The following is a 22,333-nucleotide window of genomic DNA, read 5'->3' as shown; positions in this document are numbered from 1 at the left end:
GCACGACGGCGCAGCTCAGGCGGGTAGGAGGAGGGACGTGCCATGACTCGAATCCTTACACGAAATCGAGTCTCCACTGAACACGGGGCGGTTCAAGATGACGAGGCGGTGGGAGATGTTCTTGATGGAAGAGAGTTCGGAGAACGTGGGCGTCAGAAGTCTGGCCCAGGCCGGAATCTTTTCCGAGTTCTCCCTAAGGTAGGCGACACAGCCTTCCGGTACGCCACTTCCTGGGGCGAGCCGGACCATTCCCTGTGTGCTGCCAGGACGGTACTGCACCCGAAATGCAAGGTCATAGGATTCGAGTCCCTCGCGGAGGAGGAAGCAGTTGAATCTCAGCTTGGATTTGGCTTGCTTCATGCAGCCTCCAGAGGTGACGGGGAGGCCTAGGCTAGGGTCTGGTGCTTCTTGGTTCAACCATCTTTTCAAAAGAGGCCTGAACCTAATTCTGGCTGCGTACTGACAACCTCGCCAGGCGGTGAGGTCACCGGCACCGAGGCCCGCCACGCCGCTGACGGATCACCGGGTCATGCTGGGTGGGTTGGCTCGTTGTCGCCAGTGGCGTTCCTGGTCGCGTCGGGTGCCTGTCTGCTGGCGGTGCCTGGGGTTGGGGTGAGGTGTAGCAGGACACGGTGCTGTTTCGGGGGTGTTCGGCTGGATCTGCGCGTGTGGGGTGGCTGCGTCGTTACGCTCGCGGGCGAGTAGGCCCCCGTCCGGTATGCCGTCCAGGAGGAACTCGTGGGTCGTCAGAAGCCTGGAAAGCCACGCCGTCGCAGCGGGCGGGATCCGCACCGCCATCCTGGCATCGTCGTGAACGACGGTCCGCATCCTGACGGCTGGAACACGGATGCCGCTCTGCTGGAGACCGTCACCGGTGCCGCGCTCGCGCGCTGCACCTCCTGCCAGGACGTGACGCTGACGCTGCTGGTCGAGGATCCGGTGACCTGCGCCCGTCTCGTGGAACTGGCATGCGAGGCGATCATTGAGCGGCAGGGAAGCCTGCCGCGCAACCAGACCGACCCTGACGCTCCCGGCTTCGCCAGCCTGGCCTTTCGCCGCCTCGCCCGCGCCGGGCAGGGCGCGACCACCCGCGGCATGTACCAGGAGTGCGAGCAGATGACGGGCGAGGAGCGGCGCGCGGCCGCCAACACCGCCCTCGACACCCTTGTCGGCTTCGCCTCCCTGCCTCCTGGGCTGATCGACCAGTTGAAGAGGGCGGCCGTGGACGCCGCCAAGCGGAGGAACCCTTGACGCCCTGGCGGGTACCGCCGGCCCCGACCTGCCTGTGAAGCCGCACCACCACCATCAGCAGTACCCACACGGCCAGCGGCCGGGCCAGCGGTTGACGGGTGGTCAGGCGCGGCTGGTGAGGGTCCAGCCGTTGGTGGCGGGGGTGAGGCTGGTGGTGTGGAGTTCGCCGAGCTGCCAGGGCAGGCAGGAGCGTTCGCCGAGGGTGGTGTCGAGGTCGTGGCCGGTGGGTGTGCCTGGTGCGGGTAGCGGGCGGTGGCGGCCTGGTGCGGGTCGTGGGGGCGGGGGAGTGGCCGGTGCGCGTTTGCGGGGCGGGGATGTGCGGGGGTGGTGGGAGGCCCAGATCGCCAGGGTGTGCAGGGCGGGGTCGGCGGGGATGTCCCAGGTGTCGATGAGGTCGGCGGTGCGGGCCAGCCAGGCGCCGTCGTGTTCGTCGGCGAGGGTGTGGCGAAGGCGTCTGCGTTCGCGGGCGGCGAGGGCCTGGGCGAGGCGGACGGCTTCGGGGTAGAACAGCAGGGGCGCGACGCGCAGGTGGTCGTGGCCGGCCGGGCCCAGGGCGAGGCGGCGGGTGTGCCATGCGGGTGAGCGCAGGCTCGGCAGGTTCCACCAGCACGAGAGCAGGGCGTAGGCGTCGGCGAACGCGGCGCGCCCGCCGGCTCCCAGCCGGCGCTCCATCAGCAGCCGTTGCCGGTGCGCCTCGATGACCTCCGGGAGGGCGGCCAGGGCGATGGCGCCGGTGCCGGGTTCGCGGCGGTTGTCGAGCCAGCGTCCGTGCCGGGCACAGACCTGCCAGGTCGCCTCCGAGGCGAGGTAGGCATCCAGGGTGGTGCCTTTGACGCGGGCGCACAGCTCGCACACCCGCACCAGGTAGGAACCGGAGGCGTCCCAGGGCCAGTCCCACGCCGGGCCGTCCCCGGCCGCCAGCAGCCGTCGCGGGCGCAGGTTCGGCAGGGCGTGCTGCAGTTCGGCGATGCTGCGCCCGGCCATCACCGCCAGGCGCTCCAAGGCCGGGGCGTTGAGGTAGCCGTCGCTGTAGCGGGGATCGGAGGGCACCCCGTTCTTGCGGGCGCACGTGCCGAGCATCAGCCAGAACTCCTCGTCCGGGATGCCGTTGGCGTCCGCCAGCCGCCGGGCGAACGACCCGTTCGACTCCCCGCCGATGAACCGAACCGACAGTGCCAGCCGCCGGGCCGGCCGCAACGCCCTGCCCCTCCTGCTCCCGCCCGTCTGGCTCGAGGTCGCCATCGCGACATCCACCGCCTCTCCCGTACGACGGCCGCCTTTTGCGGCCCCGCTGCACGCCCCCTTCTACGCCACCCGGCCGCCGCACACCCGCCCCTCCACCCCAAGACACCCCTGCGCCAAGGACTTTGGCCGAAAACCCCGCACCCCGGCCACGCCGCCGCCCGACTGCCACTACAGTCCCCGCGGCCGTCAACGCTCATACCGGACAAGGATCTTGAATGAGGCTGCGCGAGCACCAGGTGCAAGCCCTCGCGGCGATCGCCGCTGCCGTGCTCGCCGGTGAGCGACGCATGACGGTGGTGGCCGCGTGCGGCGCGGGCAAGACCCTGATCGCCCAGCGGGCCGCGCACCGCCTGGCCCCGCAGGGGGCGACCCTGGTCCTGATGCCGACCCTGGCCCTGCTGACGCAGACCGCCCGCCGCTGGCGCGAAGCAGGCCTGCAGGGCGAGGTCCTGGGCGTGTGCTCCCTCAGCCAGGCCGACAGCGGCCTCCAACGCCACGAGGCGCGGATGCTGCAAGGCCCGGAGAGCCCCGCGGGGATCGCCGGGACGGTCCTGGCAGGCGGACCCGTCACGGTGTTCGCCACCTACGACTCCCTCGAGCGCGTCACCGAAGCCCACAGGCAGCACGGCCTCCCGCCCTGGGACCTGGTGATCGCCGACGAGGCCCACCGCACCTGCGCCGCGTTCGGCGACGGCTGGGGCCTCGTCCACGACGACGCGCAGGTCCCCGCCAAGACCCGCATTTACATGACCGCCACCCCCAGGATCTGGAACCCCGACGACTACACGCCCCAGCACCGCACACCGCAGCCCTCGCCGTTCATGGAAAGCCCGCCGATGGCGACCATGGACCACCGCGAGATCTTCGGCCCGACCATCTACGAACTCGGCATGCCCGAAGCCATCGAGCGCGGCATCCTGGCCGACTACCAGGTCGTCATGCCAGTCGTCCACGAGGAGGACCTCCACCCCCTCCTCGCCGCCCGCCTGCCCGGCACCAGCGCCCACCACAACGGACTGCGCAACGCCGCCATCCAGGTCAGCGTGCTGCGCGCGATCGCCGAACACGGCCTGCGCCGCGTCCTGGTCTTCCACAACCGCGTCGCCCACGCGCAGGAGTTCTCCCGCACCCTGCCCGAGACTGCCAGGCAACTGAGCGCGCCGCTGCGCATCGACGACCTGTGGGCACGGGCCATCCACGGCGAGCAGCCCAGTGATGAACGCCGCCTGCTGCTGGACGACTTCGGCTGCCCGAGTCGGCAGTGCGCGGTCCTGTCGAACGTGCGGGTCCTCAACGAGGGCGTCGACATGCCCGACGTCGACGCGGTGGTCTTCGCCGACCCCCGCTACAGCACCATCGACGCGCTGCAGGCCATCGGCCGCGGCCTGCGCCAGCCACCGGGTGCCGGCAAGAAGACCACCCTGATCATCCCCGTCTACCTGGGCAAGGACACCAAGGCATCCGACCTGCTGGAGGACCCGGCCTTCGGAGGCATGCTCACGCTGCTGCAGGCGCTGCGTGCGCACGACCGCTCGTTCATGGACCGCATCGCCCTGCCCGCCGGCTCACACCCGAGCCCGCGCCTGGAGAAGGAACAGAACCTCTACGCCCGGCCCGAGCGGGCCGCGCAACTCGCCCGCGCACTCGGTCTGAAGACCACCCTGCCCGCGATCGGCGACTGGAAGAAGGCCATCGCGGAGATGGAGTCCTACCGAAACAGTTTCGGGCACCTGGACGTGCCTCTCGACTACACGGCCCTCGGCGGCTTCGCCCTGGGGGAGTGCCTCGCCAATATCCGCCTGCGTTACCTGATGGACCGTCTGCCGGCCGCCCGCAAAGCCGCACTCGACGAGTTGGGCATGCGCTGGACCACACCCGTCACCACCTTCGAGACCATGCTCCAGCACGCCCGCCACCGGGCCGCCCAGATGGGGGACCTCACCGTCCCGGTCGACGAGGACCTCGGCGGCTACCCCCTGGGCAGGTGGCTTGCCACCCAGCGCAGAAGGGCGAAGGCCGGCAAGCTGCCCGCTGCCCACCAGCGGGCACTCGCCGGCATCGACCCGCACTGGAACCCGCCGTGGACCCAGGACTGGCAGCGCAGGTACAACAAGGCCAAAGCAGCGGTCACCGACTGCGGCGTGGAGCAGTTCCTCCACCACCGCGCGGCTTTGACCGGACGTCCGTCGTCGAGGGCGGCCGAGTACCGGGACTGGCTGGTCAGGCAACAGGAGAAGTTCTTCGACCTGCGAGAAGGCCAGCAGGACCTTCTCCTCGCGCTGGGCGTGCCGCCGCTGCCCGACAGCGTGTACGCCAACAGCGCCCAAGACGACGGGCGCCGCGCGTTCTACCGCCTCCTGGAATGCGCGGCGGTGTTCCTGCTCCGCGAAGGCCACCTCGACGTCCCCGACCGCCACCACGAGCCGCGCTGGGGCGCGACCGGCACCGACCGGGCCTTCCCCCTCGGGCCCCGCCTGCGCGAAACCCGTACCAGGGCTCAAACCCTCGACGACGAGCACAGCCACGCACTGCAGGCCCTCGAAACACTCGCGGCCAGGATCCGTCGCACCCATCGCGCCCGCGGCAAGGGAGGCGGCCGCTGAGCTCAAGCGGCCGGCCACCGCCGCACAGCCGACCACCCGCCCCGCACCGCGCGCGCCTTTCGAAGACGACGGCCCGGCCGCGAGGCGGGCCACCTGTCACAGCTGCTCGACGCGGCCCAGCGAGACCTCCTCCAGCAGCTCCTCGGTGATGCGCTCACGCTTCGTCAAAATCGCCCGCTGCGCGCCCTGGCAGATGAGGTGCGACAGGGCCCGCATGTAGCCGCGGCTGCGCGTGTGCAGGTACGGCGCCAGGGCCAGCAGGTCGCCGCGCTCGTGCCGGTACAGTCGCAGGTCCGCGTCGAACAGGTCGACGATACGGGCGAACTTCGCCAGCTCCTCGTCGCTGAAGCCGATCCGGCTGGTCCGCAGCACCCGGTGGTCACCCCACAGCTCCTCGCCCTCCTCCAGGTGAGTGTCGTTGTCACGGGTGAACGGATCCACGATGGAGCGCGCGTTACGGCCGCAGTAGACGAACGTCGCGCCGGTGTCCTCCTGGATCTGGTCCAGGAACTGGAACGCCTGCTCTGCCTCGACGGGCGTGCGCAGGCGTTCGATGCCGTCGACCAGTACCAGCAGGGTCCGCGCGTTGCGCATCGTCCGGATCACCGACTCGGTCGGGTCACCACTCTCGCGCTCCTGGCCGAAGTAACGGGCGAACGCACCCGCCCAGTTGCGCACGCTGCCGCGTACCGGCGGGGGTACGCTCAGCGACACCACCGGATGCCGGTTCTCATCGGCCCCGTACAACTCGCGCAGCCTGCGCTCCCAGTGCACACCGATCGCGTGCAGGATGGTGCTCTTGCCCGTGCCGCGGGGGCCGTCGAGGATGACCCCGACACGGCCGCGGGTGCGCTGGCGGTTCGCCCGGATCTGCTCGGCCACCACCAGCAACGCTCTGGCGATCGCTGGGCTGAGCACCGTCAGCATCATCCCGTGGTAGAGCAGGCGGGTGTCGTGGTCGGCGACGTCCGTTCCCTCAGGTGCGCAGTCCGCCAGGTCAGGAGGCAGTGTGCGGACCGCGGCACTCGCCCGCCAGGTGTGGCAGTCCTCTACCCACAGCGGAGCGGGCGGCTTCAGGAACAGCGGCCCCGCCGAGGGGACTTCGAGCAGCAGGCGGTTCTCAGCGCGCGTCAGGCGCTCTTGCTCGTCCATACGTGCCTATCTCCTTCTTCCTGCCGGCCCCGCGGATCCACGCGGCGCGAGAGGTGACGTGCCGTCAGCGGACCTCTCCAGCCGACGCGATCAGGTGACCAGCCCCTCGTCGCCGGCCTGGTCGAGTTCGGCGATGACCTTCCGGTAGCGGCTAGCGAGCGCCTGACCGGCCTGAGCCGCATCTGCGCCGTCGACCAAGGGGCGTTCCCCCAGCCGCAGGGAGAGGTCGGGCACGACGGCCGCTTGTTCCCAGTCGATGTCCCCGGCTGTGCCGGGCACCCCGCCGGCCGGAGCGAGGCCGGTGTCGGTCAGCGCCAGCGGATCACCAATCCTGGACGGGGACGAGGCGGTGAGGCCGGACCAGCGCGGCACGGTACGCCCGGCGTACGGGTCGAAGACCGGCGCGGGTGCTGCGGGCGGCGGGAGGGTGTAGCCATCGGGGACGGCGACCCGGCCTGCCCGCTCGGGACCCTGAGCGGCCCGCTCCAGCAGATCGGCCAGCGCCTGGGCGATCTCCTCCTCGTCCTTGACCCGGCCGCCCCGCTCCACGTGCTGGGAGGCGGCGACGTCCCACAGGAACTGCGTCCACGGCGCGTTGACCTTGTGCTGGTGCACCCAGGTCGCCTCCACCCACTCCGTCCGCCTCTCAGAGCGGTGGTCGCGCAGCCACACCTGCGAGGGATCGTTGGGGGAGTACCGCAGCTCCCACCGTCCACCCCGCTTTCCGCCCAGCCCGGAGTGCTTGCGGCGGTAGGGGTTCAGCCCCTTCTCGGGATCGCGCTCGGGATGGTCGTAGGTGCGGTTCTTGAACTGGATGCCCTGCTCGCCCACCCCCACCCACGCGGTCGGCAGCAGCCTCAGGTAGTCATCCTTATTCAGCGGGATCGGCAGGTAGCCGTCCGCAGCGACGCACGCGGCGTACATCTGGTTCGGCGTCAGCTCCGGCAGGTACGCGTCGTACGGGTCGGCGATCTCCGGATGCGGCTTGTTCTGCCACTCCAGCGCGATCCACTGCTGGAGCATGCCGTCGAGCTCCGCCAGGGTCCACAGCCGCTCACCATCCACGGTCCGCCGCACCCGCACCGGGTCATTGCCCGTGTAGGTGTTCACGTGCTGGCTGAACAGCGACTTGACCGCCCCGAACGTCCGCTCCACGACAGCCTTGTCCTGAGGAGTGCGGCGCCGGGCCGGCCGCACCGAGATCCCCAGGTACGCGCAGGCGTCGAAGAACGTCTGCCCGGCGAACACCGTGCCATGGTCGATCACGATCAGATCCGGCATGATCACCGGCCGGGCCGCCGCCTGCGCGAACCGCTCGTCAACGGCCACCAGCTCCTCGAACGGCAGATCGGAGACGCTGGCGTGGACAGCCGGATCCCACCCAGGACGCATCGGCACCGGGACCAGGCACTGCGCCAGCAACTCACAGGCATCCACCGCCTTCGTCGCCCGCCCCTTGGGCCGCTGACCCGACACCAGCCCGCCCCGGCCGTCTTCCTCCTTTCTCCCCTTGCTGCGCCGGGCCTGCTTGGGCCGCACGACCGCGGCGATGATGCTGCGGGTGGCCACGCACACCGCCGCGGTGAGCTCCACCCGCGCGGGCATCCCGTCATCGCCGAGAACCCACACGTCCAGGTCCGTCGAATCGATCTGCACCAGCTCACCGGGCATCGTCGCCGACGTCACCGAGAACGGCGGCACCGCCCCGAGCCCGCCACTTCGCCGCCTGCGCACCGCCCCAAGATCCCGAGCCTCCACACCCAGGCGCTTGAGCAGCTTGTACAGCGTCGGCTCCGCCGGAACCCGCACCCCCGGCCCGTGAATGGCACGCACTTTCCGCCGAAGCTGCTTGAACAGCTTGCGCGCGTCGCTGGGCGGATCCAGCCGCTGCTGCTGACGCTCCACCAGCCTCATCAACTGGTCCACCACCAACGGATCGGTCAACCCGCTCTCACGCCTGGCCTTGGTGCTGCGCCCGTCCACCAGCGCCACCACGGTGCGCCGCCTGCGGTACTTCAGCCGCTTGGCCTGCACCGTCTGCCAGGACACCGACATCCCCAGCACGGCGTTCAGCTCGGCCGCCTTGGCCTGGTACCGCTCGATCAGCGTCGTGGACTGCGGGTCGTACTCCGGCCTGGGCCTCGAGCCAGGCGGCGCGCCGGGCAGCAGCCCGGTGTCGACCTCGATGACCGCCCGCTCCCACATCCGAGCCCTCTCGGCGGCTTTCACCGCAACGCCTTCCAACAGCGCGAAGTCGGGAAGCTCCTCCTGCGCCAGCGGATGGCCGGCGCCATCGAGGACCGCGAAGTCCGCAGCCGAGGCCAGTACCGCCAGCAGCACCGTCACCGGCGCCCGGGTCTCGTCCTCGCACGCCAGGTGCACCACCACCCCGTCCAGGCCGGCGACGCTGTACCGGCTCCCGCGCCAGCGCACCCGGTCACCGCGCACCAGCACCCCGCGCGGAGCGCTACGCGCCACCAGCACCGCCGCCCTGGGCCCGGCCTCCAGCGCGCTCAACGCTGCTCCACCGCGAGCGGTCGGCGAACCGCGGTCGGCTCGCTGTCGCCGAGCGGCCCCACCACCGTTCCGGCTCCCAACGGCAGGCCCCAGTCCACACCGAGCCGCCGGTGCCACAGCATGTGATAGAGCCTCGGCAGCGCCAGCATCCTCGGCACACCGCACCCCTCCACGCCCTCCAGCAGCGGCTGCGGCGCCGAGAACACCTCCGCCAACGCGGCCTCCACGCGCCTGTCACCGAACCGCGGATGCCGTCTGCGCGACACCCACCGCAGGTTCGCCAGCGCCACCTTCGAGGGCAGCTCCGGTGTCGCGAGCCGCCACCCCGCTTCCTGGCACGCCTGCCGAAGAACCTCCAGCTGCCGCTCGAACCGCGCACCCGGCCCGGCCGCGGGCGGGCAGGCCACCACCACCGTCTCCCCGCCCACGGTCCGCACGAAGAAGTCCGGCACCAGACTCCGCTCCCGGCCCCGCTCACGCCACAGAAGCCGCGCCGACCAGGCACTGAGATCGGTGACCCCCGGATTGAAGTCCAGCAGCATCGCCGTCGAGAGCACATCCAGCGACCGGCAGCCCACATGCCGACCGGTCGTCGCCGACCACCACCAGGTCACGATGCTGCACTGCGCCGGATGCCGCGACGGCCTCCACACCTCACCACGTTCCGCCAACGGCACCCCGGCGAGCCGCTCGGCCGCCAGCGTCCGCCGCATCCCGCTCCGGTCCTGATGAAGAACCCGCAACTCGCGCGCCACAAAGCCCCCTTGGATGTCAGATCACATCCGGCCGCCCGTGAACGGCCCGAGAGAGATCTCGTAGCACGCGCACCGCCACGGCCGTTGCCCTCACCCCAGAAACACGACAAGTTCAAGCCAGCACTGCGAGCATTCCCTGGCAGTGCCGATGCCGGGAACTCCGAACACCGGCACCAGGGTTGTGGCACAATCATCACCCTCGCACTTGTGGGTGCGTGCCGCCCTGTATGGCCACCGCCTTGGGTGAACCGGGCCGCCGCCCGGACCACAATGGATGCACCCGGCACTGGTCCTGACCTTCCATCACATCCAGTGGTCTGCCGGAGACATCGCGCGGTGGGATGTGCTCCGCTCGTAGCAGGCCTGGATCGGAACGCGCATGACCGCCAAGACCCACCGCACCCGTCTGGCCAAGGCTCTCACCAAGGCCCGGCCCCTGTCCTATCAGAAGGCCCTGGCGCACGTCGTCGCCTGTGGCGATGCGGGCCTCTTGCCCGCCAGGCTCGACCAGGACGGCATGAGTCAGGCCCTGGTCGTCCTGGAACGTCACCTGGACACGCCCGCTGTCGTCGAGTCAGCACCGGCTGCCCAGCGGGCCGTGGAACCGGTCGCCGCACCCTCGGCCAGGAAGCCGCCAATGTCGAAGGACCCGCGGTGCGTGGCGTTGTCGGACGCCCTGCTGCCTGTTCTGGAGTCCACCAGCCCGGAAGGGGCCGGCGGCTATGGTGGATCCCTGCAGGCCAACCTATCCCCGGCCGAGACCGAGGCGTTGGGCGGCCTCCCCCTGATCCGGGCCGCCCTGCGCCGTGCGGCCCGCCAACTGGGCTGGCGGGTGCAGACCGTGGGCCACGAGAGCGAGCACGTGGTGGTCGTGTTCATCCACGACACAAGGGAAGCCCCGGCCGAGTTCGCCGAGGCGCTGGAGCGCGACCGGCGCCGACAGGGCAGGGAGGCCGCGGAGAGGATGGACTGGTTCTTCGAGCGGCGGGACGTGCGAGAGCTCGGCCCTGGCCCGGTCGACCGGCAGAGTGCCCTGTTCCGGACGGCCGCCCGGGCAGTTCTTTCGAACCAAGCGTGAGTGGAGCAGGAGCCCTCAGGCCGCCCGACCCTGGGTGGGCAGGAGCGCCGCGACTACGGATGATCGCTGCGGCACGGGCGGATGTATCCCGGTCCACTCCGCAGCGATCACCGCAGGCGGCGCCTGTTCACCGGCCGGGTCCCGACACCCCTGCAGCGGCCGGCGGCCACCACCGGTATGCCATCACCCCTGCGATCATGAAGATTTGAGGAGCAGTGCACATGAAGCGCGAGCGGGCGACCGCGGTGCTGGTCGAGATGCTCGACCGGCTGGAGCAGGGGGCTTGGCCATTGAACCTGGTCGAGGAGATCCACCTGTTCGGGTCCTACGCTCGCGGCGCTCTGGAGGTGGGGGACGTGGATGTGGTCGTCGAGCACACCACCGACGCACGCTGGACACGGGAGTCAATCAACGCCCTCTGTGACGGCCGCGACAGCTATATGACGATGCGTCAGGCACTGCGGGGCAGCCGGCGCGGTGTCAGCTTCCAGTTCCAGGAGCGCAAGGCTCTCGAGAGCGAGGGGATCGAGCTCTCCCTGCTGTGGCAGCGCGGTGAGCCAGTTGCCCTGGCCCGGCAACGGCTGGCCGCGATCACACCCGATCCGGCCGCCAGGCGCGCACCCCGCGACCACGTCCTGCCCTCGTACAAAGCGGTCGCCGACCTGCTCCCACGACCAGTCCGCATCGACCTGCACCGCCTGTGCACCGAGGGCACCGCGACCGTGGCCGCGTTCCCTCTCCCCGACGCCTGGCCGGCCTCGGCCATGGCAGCCGCGCATGTTCAAGACCGCTGGGCCCTGAACAGCCCGCTTCGCCGCGCGGCGGCCGCCGCGCTCGCCCGCTTGGAGAGCACCGGTCAGGCACTGGAACGCGTCGAGGTCCACGGCCAGCACCTGGTGTACGGCACGGCGGACGAGGCCGTCGACTGCTTCGTCGACCTGGGCTGGCGCTACTGGCGGAGCGCGGAACGCTACCTGGACGAAGGCCAGGCATGGTTCGAGGTCCTGCCGACCACGGCCCGCCAGCCCTTGCACGCCCTACACGTGACTCCCGCCGCCCTGGCATAACGGGGTCGCGCCGGATCAGGGGCGCTGCTGGGGGTTGTAGTGCGCGAGAAGGTCGGCGAAGAACGCGGATCCGGCGTGAGCGCCGGGTCCGCCCGCGGCGCCTGCCCTCTCCTCGGCTTCCTGCTCGGCCTGGATCATCGGCCAGTTGGGACCGCCGCTCGCACTCACCCAGTGGGAGCCCTTCGATGCCTTCGCCCACCGCGGGCACATCCGTACCCACCTTCCCGCCCCGGCCAGCCGGGACACGGACGTGTCATGACCGAACCCACCCCACCCTCCCCGCTCATCCCGCCCGCGGCCCCGCGAGAGGCGGTGCCCGCCCTTCTTCGCCCGCCAGGCAGTGCCTCTGGCCGGGGCCCGGCCAGAGCTGACACGGTTGGCACCGTGCACGAAACAGACACCCAGGGCAGTGATCTGACGGCCCCGCAGCTTATCCACGCCAGGTGAGGTAGTGACCTGCCGCCGAAGGGCTTGCTGCGCAGTTCACCGAACCCGGCTGGAGCTACCAAGAGCAACTCCCCCCGAGTATGCCTGGACTGCGGAGATGCGCTGCACTCGCTGTTCCGCCCGTACGAGTCGGGCAGGCACCAGCGGCCAGCCCACGTGTGGCTCGGGCGGTAGAACGGCTTCTAAACTTCACTCCTCCACGGCGCCTTCGAGGAAGTCGTGGTAGCGGGCGAGAGCTTGGCCGAGCTCCGCGCGGCCCGGTGTGCCGGGCTTGGCTGCTTGCCACAGCTCGATGCCCGCCTCCTTGATCTGTGCGCTCCGGAACCACGCCACAGCGGAGTCGTCGGCGGTACCGGCGGCCGAGAGGACGGCGAGAACCCGGTGGGCGGCCTCAAGGTCCGGACGCCGGGCCGCGCGCCGCGCCACGGCGGTGACGTTGGCGATGTCCATGGTGCGTTCGAGTGTCTGGGCGGTCAGGTCCAGCCACAGCGCGTCGTCCAGCGCGGCGTTGTAGGCGAAGTTCCCGGCGCTGTGCAGGTGGTCGGCCGAGCCGGGAAGGTCGAGGGTGAGAACGTCCTTCCACAACTCAACACCCTGCTCGATATCCGCCGCGTTCTCCGGTGCGACGGTGCGGGGCAGGAGGAAGCCCGCCGCGCCCAGAAGCCGGGAGATCGCGGCCGGGCCGCCATCGTGAGTGGTGAGGAGAGCGAGGAACTCAGGGCGGCCGCCGAGGTCGGCTGGCCTAGCCAGGAGCAGGGCCGCGCAGTACTGCCAGAGGGTTGCGTTCGTTGTCTCGTCGCCGCTGGTGCCGCTCAGGTAGGCGGCGAGCTGGGACGGGGCGAGTCGCTGCAGGATCCGCAGGCCGGCAGCGTCGATGCTCGGTCGGGAGTTGATCCCGAGGAGCGCGGGCACGACCGCCTGGTCGAGGTCGAAGAGGGCTGCCTGGTGCCGGTCGACCCAGCGGGGCGCGTGCTGGATCAGGGCGGGGAGGTGCTGGCCGACGACGGCCAGGGCGCGGTTGTCGGTGCCCTCGTTGAGGATGCTGTCGAGCAGGGTCTCGACGGCCACTGTGAGTTCGGCCGGGCCCACGACGAACGTCAGGGCGTAGCGGATGAGGGTGTCGAGCGCGAGGCCGCCGATCTCCTGATGTGCGGCCGACAGCGGGTCGGCCACCGAGATGGCCGGCTCGGTCCAGGCGTGGACGGCCGCCTGCAACCAGTCGGTGACCGCGACCGAGATGTCCCCGAGGTCGATGCCGAGCGTCCATGCCTCGCTCAGCGCCAGGCACAGCGTCAGTTGCGCCTTCTGCCGGACCGAGTCCCCGATGCCGGGCGTGCCGGGCAGGCTCCACAGCGCTGTGATGACGGCCCTCGTGGTGGCTTCGCGGTCGGTGAGTGTGCACGGGTCGGCGGTCAGCGGGGCGTGTAGCGCGGCCAGGTAGGCCTGCTGTAGCCCGGGGTCTGCGAGGGCTGCGGTGACTGCGGGGACGTCGGCGGCCCACAGGGCCGGGTCGGTGGTGACGAGCTGCCCCACGACGATCCAGGCGTAGTCCGGGGATAGGGCACCGGACTGCTGCCGCTGCCGCAGGAGCGCGGCGGCTGCCGGCACCCCCTGGTCGATGGCCACGGCCGCGAGCTCCTGGGCGGCGGCCGTGAGGGTGTCGAGGTAGGGGACGAACCGAAAGCGCGGCAGCGGTCGGGCCGGGGCGGGCCCGAGCAGTTCAGTCACCGCGTCGACCACCAGCTGCCACGGGGCGAGCACCGACGCCGGGAGGACTGGGGAGAGCGACCACACCGTGGCCCAGCCACGCGGGGCCGGCACAGCCCAGTCGGCAAGGGCGCTTCGGCCCGCGTCGAGGTCGGCCCCGGCCGGGGCGGGGCCAAGTGCGGCTGCGAGCTCCGCCTCCAGCCCGGGCACGACCTCAGGCGGGCAGCGGTCGAGGGCGGCGGCGAGAAGGTCGGCGGTGTCGGCACCGACCATCACGACGTCGCCCAGGCGCTTCAGGGTGCTGCGGGCAGCTGCGAGCCAGCTCTGGGAGGCATCGGAGCCGTCGTGCTGCTGGGGGATGGTCTCCAGCAGGTGCGCGGCCAGCACCCTGTCCGCCCACCGGCCGGGTCCCGGCAGGTCCGACCATCTGGCGGTGCGCTCGGCCAGGGGGACGCCGTGCTGGAACTCGGTCCGGGCGAAGTCGAGACGGGCGCGGACCGCGACCCGGGAGGCAGATGGGCCGAAGTCGTCGGCCGAGACCACGTGCCGCAGGTCGTCCACCCGGTCGAGGTCAGCCTGCTCCATCTCGGACGTCACGGCGGCCTCGACAACCGCCGTGAGCGCGCCGCGTACAGCCTGCACTACGGCCGCCTCCCCTGCACCGTCCGGCCCGTACGCGGTCCGGAGGAGCTCCCTCAGCTGCGCCTGGAGCTCCCAGTACTGCCCGGCGGGGTGCGCCACCACGTACAGCAGCACCCGCTTGGCCACCTCCACCCAGTCGGTGGTTCGCTCGCCGGTCGGGACGTTGACCAGCCACAGCACCAGCTGGCGCCACAGCGTCTCCACTGTGCCGTCCTGGCTCAGGAGGGCCCGCACCACGGGGGCGGAGGCCCCGCCGACGGCGCTGGCAACCCGCAGCAGACCATCCAGCACAGACGGGGCCGCGCCGGTGAACGCGTCTCGGTGCTTCTCGATCCAGGCCAGGACCCGCTGTGGTTCCACCTGCGCGACGCGCTCAAGGTATGGCTGGGCCGGCCATTGCTCGGCCTGGGGCAGCAGCCGCGCCTTGGCGACGAGGTCGAGCCAAGCGGGACTGACGGCGTTGGCGAAGAACCAGCGGGTCGCTCGGGGCTGGTGAATCGCGGCCACTGCGGCGGCGTCCTCAGCGCTCGGATCCTCGGTACGAGCCAGCGAGACCAGCAGCGGGGCCAGGGCTGGCAAGTCGAGCAGAAGCTGCTCCACATGCGCCAGCAGGTCGGAGAACAAGCGGCGGGTGCTCGCTTCGTCCTCGGCCCCGCCTCCGTGCAGGCTGCCGGAGGTGCGCTGGTAGAACTTCGCCCAAGCCCGGAACGCCTCCTCCTCGCCGTCTCCGGGAACGGCACTGGTGCGCTGGGTAACGATTTGGGCCAGCTGGCGGCGCCGAAAGCCGCCGCCGATCTGCTTCTCGCGCCCGTGGTAGGCCCATGCCTCCCGCAGGCGGTCGAGGCCGTCCGGGCGGGCGGCCGCTTCGGCCGCCCCAGACGCCTGGCGGGCCTGCCGTACGCGCCGCAGGATCTCGACAAGCGCCCGCTGGTCCGCGCCAGCGGGCAGGGCCTCCAGCTTCTCGGCTAGATCCAGGAGCTCGCGGAGTGCCTCGTACTCCGGCCGGGGGTCGGCCAGCGTTGGCAGCCGACCACTGGGGATGAGAATCAGCCGCCGAACGCTCGCTCCGAGGCCCGCCTTCGGCTCTAGGACGTCCGGGACATCGGCGGCGTCAAGCGCGACGAGCAGCTTGCCCAGCGGCGTCTGGTCCTGTTTCCCGGCCTGTTCGATGAGGGCCGCGATCTCCCTGTTGACCTGTTCCTGGGCGTCGCGTGGACCCTCGAAGTCCTCTCCAGCTTCCTTGAGGAGTGCATCCAGAGCGGACCGGCAGGCCGCCTGGACGGTCTCGAAGGGGCGAGGCCAGCGCTCGGGCTCCTGGAGCATCTGGTCAGCGGTGCGGAGGTGGGCCAGCGCCCGCTCGCCGTTGGCTCCCAGCTCGGTGAGCGCCTCCGCCGTCTTGGACCCGTCTACGAGCCGGTCGGGGGCAACTTCCGCTCCAGGAGCGCCATTCGAGGTCACCGGAACACGCTAGCAGTGCCCAGCCACACGGCCAGCTTTCGCTGGGCAGCTGCGCCTGGGCTGCAGCTGCCCACCGCTGTGGGGTTCGGGTGGTACTGATAGACGAGAAGAGCGCGCGAGTGAGGAGCAGCGGTGGCAGACGCAGGCGAGGACCAGAAGCCGCTGCGCTTGAGTGCGCTGGTCAGCCGACGGCAGAGTGAACCGCTGCCGCCGCCGTTGGCGGCGGACATCCTGCCGTGCGGCAGGCTCTCCCCACCGGTGTTCGAGCGTCTGGTCGGCGAGACGATGTGGCTGGTGGACGGGATGAACGACATCCGCGGCTACGGGCGCTCCGGCCAGGACCAGGGCGGCCTTGACCTGATCGGCCGAAAAGACGGGAAGACGCACGTCTACCAGGTCCGGCGGATCGTCTCACTGAGCCCTGCTGCGCTGCGCATGGCGGTGACCGACTTCGCTGGCCCGTCCAGAACGAGCACCCCTCAGCCACAGTGGCAGAAGCGGCGCTTCGAAGCGGTCCGGTTCGTCCTGGCGGTCGGCTGCCAGGTGGAGAAGGACGACACCGCGGTGGAGGACGAACTCGTCGCCTTGCAGGACGCCTACCACGGCGACCTGGAGATCGACCTATACGATGCCCAGGCACTGACCCGCTTCCTGCGCGACCGGCCGAGCGTCGTGGGTGCCGTGTTCGGCCCCGAGTGGGCGAAAGCCCTGTACGGATTCGAACTCCCAGCCGCGCCGTCCTTGCCGAACGCCTACGCCTTGCTCAACGACCCCCTGGAACACTTGGACCTGGCACCCGCGCTGGCCCGGGCCGAGGAGATGGCTGCCACGGCACCCTTGGACGCGGCCACCCTGATGGCCGACCTCATCGGCGACCTCACCCACGCCGGCTACCACGCCCACGCCGAGGCGATCCGAGTGCGTCACAGCGAACTGCTGCAAGCAGCTGGAGAGCCGGAGCAGGCCCTTGTGGCCGCTGCGGGCATCCTGATGGACCGCCACGACGACGGCTTCCGCGCACAGCAGGAACTGGCACGAGCCAAACGCCTGGCTGCCGACTGCAACGGGGTCGAAGCACACCTGTACACCGTGTTGCAGGCCATCGACGACTGGTATGTCCAGGGCTACCACCTGGACCCGATCGTCAGCGCGCTCACCGAACTCACCGACGCCGGCGTCTCCTTGGCGGGACGGCTCGTACTCGCAGTCGCCGAGCAGATCGTGGTGGACGACGACCCCCTGGATGACCCGCGCAACCTGCAGGACCTGATGGGCCGTATCGCCGACACCCAGCCAGCCGAGATCCGGGTACGCATGCAGTGCTGCCTGGCTGACCTGGACATCCGCGCCGGCACACCGGCCGCCCAGGCCTACGCCGACCTGGCTGGCCGAGCCCTGAGCGGCCGCATCCACGAGCGGCTCGCCTCCCTAGCCCTCATGCGCCAAGGACGGGCGCTCGCCATGGACGACCAAGGACGCGACGCGGTGGAGTCCTACCGCAGAGCGGTCCTGGCAGCGATGCCCGCAGGCCTTGGCGCGGACGCCCGCTACGCCCTGCGCTCCATCTCGCTGCTCTCCCACCAGTTCTCCTTCGGCGCGGACGGCTTCGACCAGTCTGCGAAAGCCTTGCTGGGCGCCCGAACGATCGGAGCCCGCGAACAGGGCCTCATCCAAGGAGTCTTCGACCCAGCGGTCAGCGCGTTGGAAGAACTGCTCGATGACCATCCGCGGGCGGCCATCCGCGGGGCCCGGCGCTGGCTGTGGCAAGAGCGCCTCGGCGCAGGCCTGGTGGACGAGCGCCTCGCCCGCAAACGGCTGGGCGAGGCATGGGAGCGCGCCGAGCTCCCGGAGCCTGCTGTGCGGCAGTTCGTCCTCGCCGGAGAGCGCAAGAAGGCGGTAGCCGCCGCCAAGAAGGCAGAGCAGTTCCTCGCCGTCGCCCGCTTCCTCACCGTCGGCGCCCGGTGGGTGAAAGAGGCAGCCGCGGCAGTCCTCGCCGAACAGGGCGACCTCGTCCCCGACCACGAAGTCGAGGCCATCGCAGGTGAACTGGCCACGATCATCATCACAGGGCTGCCTGACGGACCGTCAACAAGCGATCCCGTCAGGTACGCCGTAGGAGCCCTCGCCGCACTCGGCCATCGCCTCCCACAATCCGCAGTGACCCGGGTCTGGCCGACCATCCTGACCTGGCTGCCCAGAGAGTCCAACCACTACCGGTACACCGACCAGGAGATGCTCGCTTTCTTCTCAGCCTGTGTCGAGGTCGGCCTTGCCGAATCAGCGCAAGCGGTGAGCGCACTCTGGGAAGCCGTGAAACTCGACATCCATCGGGCGGAGGCTTACCTGGCCGCGGTCACTGCTCACCATGAAAGCATCGAGGAGGAACTGCGCCATCACGCGACGGAAGGCAGCCTCCATGCCGTGACCGTCCTGGCGAGCTGGCGCGTCACCGGCCCGGCCGTGGAGAGCACCGCACGAAACCTAACCGCAAAGCTCCTCACCGAGCCGCTGCTCATCCCCGGCGTCACCAGCGACCTGGGCGACTGGCCCATCCTGTGCGCAGGCCTCCTCACCGCACTGCCTGCCACGAGCACCACCAACGCCCCCGAGAACGGCACCATCGAAGAGCTGCGGAACACAGCCGCACACCATCTCTTGACCTGGGCACAAGACCGGCGCGATACAGCCGACCGGCGCACCACTGTCCTGCGGGCCCTGGCCAAACTGGCCCCGACGCTCGTCCCCAAGGTCCGAACCGCCATGGTCGACGCCCTGATCGCCCTGCACACAAGCCCAGGCAGCAACCCCACAGACGAGTTCGAAGAGGTATCCCGCCATCCCCTGAGCACCTTCACCGTCATCACCGACGCCCAGAACCTGCCCGCCGCAGCCCTCCACGCCGCCGCCGAATGCGCCACCACCCCCGAACAAGCCGACACCATCAACCAGCACACCCTCGCCCACATCACCGCCCGGCCGGGCAGCACCGCCACCCTCGGCCTGTGTGCCGAGACCCTGCGCGTCACCGACCAGCTCGCACCCGTCCCCATCCACCTCATCGCCGCGCATCCCGCCCGCCACCTACGTCAGGTCGCGGTCATTTGCTGGTCTCGCCGTTCGCACGAGGACCCCGAACGAGCACGGACGTTCGCAGCCGACACGAACACTGTCGTTCGCGCCAACCTGGCACACACACTAAGCCGCCTTCCACAGAAGGAGCAGGAACCGTACGACGCGATCCTCAGCCAACTCGCCAGTGACCGCAGCGCTCTGGTACGGCGGGCCGCAGCAGGAAAGCTCCCAGACCTGTGATGAGACGAGCCACCGCAGCCGCCGGTGCGGGAGTCCTGAGCCATCGCGACTCAACTCATCTCCCCACACGCCAGGATGACCCGACAGCTATCACCCGCACCCCGCACGCTTAGGCTGGGAGACTTGCTGCTTGTGACGACCACACCCGACCCCTCGACCCTGGCCACGGCTACGGCCACCTCCCCACCCGCGGTGGAGCGTCGTCGGCCGCGTCCGGACCAGCAGGCGGGGATCGCGGCCGCCGCCCGGCAGCTGCGCCGTGCAGGGTCGCGGGCGACGGTGGTGTCGGCGTGCGGGACGGGGAAGACGCTGATCGGGGTCCGGGTCGCCGAGGAGGTCGGCGCGCGCCGGGTGTTGGTGGTGTTGCCGACGAAGGACTTGGCGGTGCAGACGGCGTTGGCGTGGCGTGCGGACCGGCGTCGGGAGCCGATGCTGCTGGTTTCCTCGATGGACGCCGGCGGGAGCACGGACCTGAAGGCGGCAAACGTCGGTAGCACCGGCGACTTCACCCGCCTCGCCCGCCTGATGAAGAGCGTCGGGCAGTTGACGGTGTTCGTCCTCTACGACAGCCTCCGCAAGATCACCGAAGCCCAACAGGCCTTGCAGGCCCCCGCGTTCGACCTCGCGATCATGGACGAGGCCCACCGCATATCCGGACACCACGACAAGACCTGGGCCAAGATCCTCGACAACCGCGAGCTCCAGGCCGACCGGCGCCTTTTCCTCACCGCCACCCCCAGGATCTGGGACAGCCCCGACCTGGCCGCCGACCCCGACGCCGCACCCCATCGTCCCCGTCGACGCACCACCATCAACCGCGCCTCCCGTGATCCGCGGCTGGTCAACTCACTCGACAACACCCACCTCTACGGCCCCACCGTCCACCACTACCCCCTCCACCAGGCCGTCGAGGACGGCGTCCTCGCCGACTACCGCATCCTCATCCCCACCATCACCGACACCGACCTCCACCGACGCCTCCGTACCGACCCCACAGCCAAGCCCGCCAACGCCGCGGCCGGTAGTGCCCCGAGCACCGGTACCCCACCGGGCAGTTCCCCGGCCACCGGCGCCCAGCCCGGCAACGCCCGGACCGACGACGTGAGGACCGCCAGCGCCCAGCCCATCGGCGACCGAGCCGGCAGTGCGCTGCGCACTACCGCCCTGCACCTCGCCGTGCACAAGGCCATGACCGACAACGGCCTGCACCACGTGATCGTGTACTTCAACGAGGTCGCCTCCGCCCGGGACTTCACCCGCGAGTACCCCCACACCCTGCGCCGCCTCCCCGCAGAGCTGCGCCCCGCCACCATGCCGACCGTCCTGCACATCAACGGCGACGACCTGCCCGAGGACCGCCGCGACACCCTCAACGCTTTCACCGCCGCGCCGGCCGCGATCCTCACCAACGCCAAGGTCCTCACCGAGGGCATCGACATCGGAGCCGTCGACGGCATCGTCATCGCCGACACCACCCGCAGCGTCATCCGCTGCGTCCAGGCCCTCGGCCGCGCCCTGCGCAAGCCCGCCGGCGCCGACAAGCTCGCCCACCTGATCATCCCCGCCTACATCCCTGCGGGCGCCGATCCCACCGACATCCTCGGCACCCCGTACGAGCCGGTATGGGCGATCGCCACCGCGCTACGCAGCCACGACCACCGCATCGCCGAGCGGTTGCCGAACCGTGCCAACCGGCTGCCGGGGGAGATCCGTGAACTGGTCAGGCGCCGCTGGCGCTTCGACTACGACATCCAGCTCGAGGCGATCGCCAGGGCGATGGACCTCATCTCCTTCGACCCCGCCCGCATCAGCACCAGGCCCCGCCTCAAGGGCCTGGCCTCCGCCCAGGCCTACCACGACGAACACGGCCACCTCGCCGTCCCGCACGAGTACGTCGACCCATACGGCTACACCCTGGGCGAGTTCATCTCCGGCCAGCGCACCGCCTACCAGCGTGGTGAACTCCCGCCCGAGTGGACTGCGGAACTCGACGCTCTCGGGATGATCTGGAGCGTGCCCGATGCCCAGTGGCAGGCCAACCTCACCACCATCACCGCCCACCACCTGCAGACCGGTCACCTCGCCATCCCCACCACCGACCCCGGCGGACGCTTCCTCGCCGAACAACGCGCCAAAGCCACCCGCGGCGACCTCACCCCTGAGCGCACCGCCGCCCTCGACCACATCGACCTCCACTGGCGCCTGCCCCACGGCCCCGACTGGCACCGCAAATACGCCACCCTCCGCACCCATCTCCGTGCCGGCAACGACCCCGCTGCCCTCCACCCCGACAGCGTCCTCGCGGGCATCAAGATCGGCCCCTGGCTGCAGCGCCAGCTCACCGGCTGGGCCAAGCTCCACCCCGGCCAGCAGCACCTGCTCACCGAGCTCGGCCTCACCCCGCAGACCAACCCCCTGCGACCGGCCCCCGCTCGCCCGCGCCGGACGTTCCGTCAGAACACCGACCTGCTTGAGGCGTTCCTCATCCGCGAGGAGGGCCGGCTCCCCGAAGCCCGCGAGAGCGTCACCGTCGACGGCGAGAAGATCGCGATCGGGGCCTGGCTCGCCAAGACGAGGAGCAAAGTCCGCAGCGGCACGCTCCGGACTGAAGACCAGGCGGTCATCGCCGGCCTTCTCGGGGAGGAGTGGGCTTCCACTCCGGGCTCGGCGTGATCCGGAGGAGGGACGGGAGCAGAACTCGGAAGCGTCGGGAAAAATGAGCTAAGGAAACAAGGCTATGGCGGCCCTGGTCTCACCCGCCTGAGCAGCCGCGGCACCGGCAGAGGAGTGGAGCATCCAACAGGCCTAGACCAATTTCGAGGCGCACCCGAACCCCCGACCAACCCTCTGCACCAGTCAGCCAGTCTTGACCCTAACCACAAAGCAAGCAAGCACATATGACGAAACATCAACCACCCGCGCCGACGGAGCGAAGCGGAGACGGCCGGCCCGAAAGCGAAGCGTCGGGCCCGACCTGACCGAAGGTCAGGTCCAGGACACGCGGAGCGGGTCCCGCCCCAGATCGGAAGAGCGTCGTGGCGGGAAAGAGAGTCCAATACATCGTGAATATCAAGGTGGTCGCCGGATGATTATATATGC

11 protein-coding genes are annotated in these 22,333 nt (G+C 70.4%); 6 read left to right on the top strand and 5 right to left on the bottom strand.

Annotated elements, in window-relative coordinates:
- The first annotated feature begins 738 nt into the window (after positions 1-738).
- Positions 739-1,251 carry a hypothetical protein gene (locus ACWCYY_RS39305; protein ID WP_345280002.1) on the top strand — a complete coding sequence of 171 codons (513 nt, stop codon included), beginning with the start codon at positions 739-741 and terminating at the stop codon, positions 1,249-1,251.
- Positions 1,252-1,353: 102 nt separating this feature from the next.
- Here the strand turns inward: ACWCYY_RS39305 and ACWCYY_RS39300 are convergent, their stop codons facing one another.
- Positions 1,354-2,448 carry a hypothetical protein gene (locus ACWCYY_RS39300; protein ID WP_345280562.1) on the bottom strand — a complete coding sequence of 365 codons (1,095 nt, stop codon included), beginning with the start codon at positions 2,446-2,448 and terminating at the stop codon, positions 1,354-1,356.
- 263 nt (positions 2,449-2,711) lie between these two features.
- Here ACWCYY_RS39300 and ACWCYY_RS39295 point away from each other — a divergent pair, with 263 nt between their 5' ends.
- Positions 2,712-5,099 carry a Helicase associated domain protein gene (locus ACWCYY_RS39295; RefSeq protein WP_449798810.1) on the top strand — a complete coding sequence of 796 codons (2,388 nt, stop codon included), beginning with the start codon at positions 2,712-2,714 and terminating at the stop codon, positions 5,097-5,099.
- A 96-nt stretch (positions 5,100-5,195) separates the two neighbouring features.
- Here ACWCYY_RS39295 and ACWCYY_RS39290 read toward each other — a convergent pair whose 3' ends face one another.
- From ACWCYY_RS39290 to ACWCYY_RS39280, 3 genes are all read right to left on the bottom strand, one after another.
- A complete protein-coding gene (locus ACWCYY_RS39290; protein ID WP_449798809.1) occupies positions 5,196-6,251 on the bottom strand; it encodes a hypothetical protein in 1,056 nt (351 codons plus the stop codon).
- A gap of 90 nt (positions 6,252-6,341) precedes the next feature.
- Positions 6,342-8,768, bottom strand: a complete 2,427-nt coding sequence (locus ACWCYY_RS39285; protein ID WP_449798808.1) for an integrase — start codon at positions 8,766-8,768, stop codon at positions 6,342-6,344.
- Positions 8,765-9,523: a TnsA-like heteromeric transposase endonuclease subunit gene (locus ACWCYY_RS39280; protein WP_449798807.1), complete on the bottom strand. Its 759-nt coding sequence runs from the start codon at positions 9,521-9,523 to the stop codon at positions 8,765-8,767. Before ACWCYY_RS39280 ends, ACWCYY_RS39285 begins: the two co-directional genes overlap by 4 nt.
- 379 nt (positions 9,524-9,902) lie before the next feature.
- Here ACWCYY_RS39280 and ACWCYY_RS39275 point away from each other — a divergent pair, with 379 nt between their 5' ends.
- A complete protein-coding gene (locus ACWCYY_RS39275) occupies positions 9,903-10,601 on the top strand; it encodes a hypothetical protein (RefSeq protein ID WP_449798806.1) in 699 nt (232 codons plus the stop codon).
- Between the two features lie 221 nt (positions 10,602-10,822).
- Complete coding sequence (locus ACWCYY_RS39270) at positions 10,823-11,668, top strand: nucleotidyltransferase domain-containing protein (protein WP_449798805.1); 846 nt, start codon at positions 10,823-10,825, stop codon at positions 11,666-11,668.
- 636 nt (positions 11,669-12,304) lie between these two features.
- Here ACWCYY_RS39270 and ACWCYY_RS39265 read toward each other — a convergent pair.
- Positions 12,305-15,922, bottom strand: a complete 3,618-nt coding sequence (locus ACWCYY_RS39265; RefSeq protein ID WP_449798804.1) for a hypothetical protein — start codon at positions 15,920-15,922, stop codon at positions 12,305-12,307.
- A gap of 132 nt (positions 15,923-16,054) precedes the next feature.
- Between ACWCYY_RS39265 and ACWCYY_RS39260 the strand changes: the two genes are divergently transcribed.
- Positions 16,055-19,234: a hypothetical protein gene (locus tag ACWCYY_RS39260; protein WP_449798803.1), complete on the top strand. Its 3,180-nt coding sequence runs from the start codon at positions 16,055-16,057 to the stop codon at positions 19,232-19,234.
- Positions 19,235-19,366: 132 nt separating this feature from the next.
- Complete coding sequence (locus ACWCYY_RS39255) at positions 19,367-21,907, top strand: Helicase associated domain protein (RefSeq protein WP_449798802.1); 2,541 nt, start codon at positions 19,367-19,369, stop codon at positions 21,905-21,907.
- The last annotated feature ends 426 nt before the right edge of the window (positions 21,908-22,333 follow it).

Source organism: Kitasatospora sp. NPDC001664 (assembly GCF_053596675.1).
Note: the sequence above shows the minus strand (reverse complement) of the source record. Positions and strands in the feature narration are given on the sequence as shown.